Here is a 2,432-nt window from a genome sequence, read left to right on the forward strand (position 1 = left end):
GCAACATATTGCAGAGCAGCCAAGTAACCTTGAGCCACTGCTACCTTGGAATATTAAGCAAGGCTAGGTGTCGTTAGCTATACGCTTACGTAGCAGCAGGTAAATCATTCAGAGAAATAGCGAAGTACCTAAATTGCTCTTCTTAGACTACGAAACACCTGTGAAACGATTTAATCAGTGTACTGAATCGAGTGCTTTAACTCACAACACTTAGTTAAACTTCGCCAAAATGCTGAGAGCAAACATTGAGTTATTAATTTTAATAATTAGCTTTTAGCTAAATTAAAAAAAACTTTAAAGCTGGTAGTTTGATTATTTGAACTGACCTCTACATCACCACTGTTTGCTTGCGCTAGAGCTTTAACTATTGCAAGCCCTAAACCGGCTCCATCACTATGGCGTTGCCGAGACTTATCTGGTCGATAAAAGCGGTCAAATAAATAAGGTAAATGTGCAGAAGGTATTTTCTCGCCGGTATTACTCACACAGATACATACTTTTTCAACAGATGTTATTTCACTACTTACCGTAATTGATGACCCCTTCGGTGCATATCTTATAGCATTCGATAACAGGTTTGATAACAATTGACGAAAATGTAGTTTATCACAATAAAAACTGATGTTTTCACCTGCTTTATTAAGTATCAGCGATGATTCTTCAGCTAAAGCATCAAAATATTCAAACAGCGCTTCAATTTCTTCATGGCTGGATAAAATGTCTTGGGTTGGTTTAATTAGGCCGTTTTGGGTTTTTGCCAGCCAAAGCATGTCACTAACCATCTTAGTTAGTCGTTCCAACTCTTCTAGATTAGAAAATAATAACTCTTGGTACTCTTCGGATTGCCTTTTTTTAGATAGGCCAACCTGCGTTTGAGTTATTATATTGGTAAGAGGTGTGCGTAGTTCATGAGCAATATCACTAGAAAAATTTGATAGCCGGATAAATTCACCTTGAAGCCTGTCTAGCATTAAATTGAAAGATTGCACCATATTAACAAGCTCAATAGGCACTTTATTTTCATCAGGCCTTACATCCATTTTATTAGTTTGGATATCATGCATTTTCTGACTTACACCTCGTAAAGGGTTTAATCCTTGATGTATAGCAAACCAAGCCACCAATAAAATGAGTACAGCTGAACCAAACATAATAGCCCAAAGGCTTTGCTGAAATTGATTGAGAAAGTGTAAATGAAAGCTCATGTCTATCGCTGTAGTAATCTTGTATTGCTGTTGCCCAGTACTTAAATTATTCACCAGAGCTCGGTAGGTGTGAGTACCATTTTGCCATGAGATAATGTTGTTACTGTTAAAGCCAGTTGAAGCCTTTGCACTCATTGCAAAATCACTAAAATCTCGTTCAGAGCTTTGAAAAATGAGATCTCCTTTTGCAGTATTTACCTGATAGTAAACACCGTGATGACCCGCAACAGCGTTAGATAATTCATTTTTAAGCTTCAGGTTTGATTTATACTGTTGTGTTAAAACAAATTCAATAGATTGATTAATAACATGTAGTTCACTGCTATCTTGCTGAAAAAAATGATGCTTTATTGAACTATTTATTAAAAAAGCAACTAAAGTTAAGCACGCAATAACGGTTACAGCCACAAACAACACAACACGCATCGTAAGTGATAAAGGTCGTGACTTAATAGTCATCAGTTTCAACCTCTAATTTATAGCCCATACCACGAACTGTATGAATTAATTTAACAGTAAAGTCATCATCAACTTTTGCTCTTAGTCTACGAATGGCAACATCAATCACATTGGTGTCACTATCAAAATTCATATCCCATACTTGAGAAGCAATTAACGAACGTGGCAATACTTCACCTTCGCGCCGTAACAATAGTTCAAGTAAGCTAAACTCTTTATTACTCAATAAAATACGCTTGCCTGCACGTTGTATTTTTCGCTTTGGAATATCCATTTCTAAATCAGCAACGATCAGTATATCGTCAACTGTTTGCACTGCACGACGGCGAATAAGAGTACGTACTCTTGCTAAAACTTCAGCAAAAGCAAAAGGCTTTATTAAATAGTCATCAGCACCAAGTTCGAGCCCCTTTACTCTATCGTCTATGCTATCGCGAGCAGATAAAAATAGTACTGGGGTTTTGTTATCTGCTTCACGTAGCGACTGTAAAATTTTCCAACCTGATACGTCAGGTAACATAACATCAAGTATTATTACATCAAACAATTCGGTCATTGCTAGGTGATGACCGTCAAGACCATTGCGCGTCAAAGAAACCTGAAAACCAGCTTCACTGAGTCCCTGTTTTAAATAATCTCCCGTTTTTGCTTCATCTTCAACAACTAATAAGCGCATACTATTCCTTCATTAAAGTCCTAACAACTACCTCTGCAAATATTATGCAGTATCTGTCACTACAGCAACATGACACCAAGATTACAACTTTG

Annotated in this window: 2 protein-coding genes; both read right to left on the reverse strand. The window is 37.0% G+C overall.

Annotation, left to right across the window (positions count from 1 at the left end; genetic code table 11):
- Nucleotides 1-266 precede the first annotated feature (266 nt).
- Nucleotides 267-1,664: a heavy metal sensor histidine kinase gene (locus GQR47_RS20070; RefSeq protein WP_024596890.1), complete on the reverse strand. Its 1,398-nt coding sequence runs from the start codon at nt 1,662-1,664 to the stop codon at nt 267-269.
- Nucleotides 1,654-2,340, reverse strand: a complete 687-nt coding sequence (locus GQR47_RS20075) for a heavy metal response regulator transcription factor (protein ID WP_024596891.1) — start codon at nt 2,338-2,340, stop codon at nt 1,654-1,656. The genes GQR47_RS20070 and GQR47_RS20075 overlap by 11 nt, the downstream gene beginning before the upstream one ends.
- Nucleotides 2,341-2,432: the final 92 nt, after the last annotated feature.

It is taken from the genome of Pseudoalteromonas sp. Z1A2 (assembly GCF_011378755.1).
Lineage (GTDB): Bacteria > Pseudomonadota > Gammaproteobacteria > Enterobacterales > Alteromonadaceae > Pseudoalteromonas > Pseudoalteromonas distincta.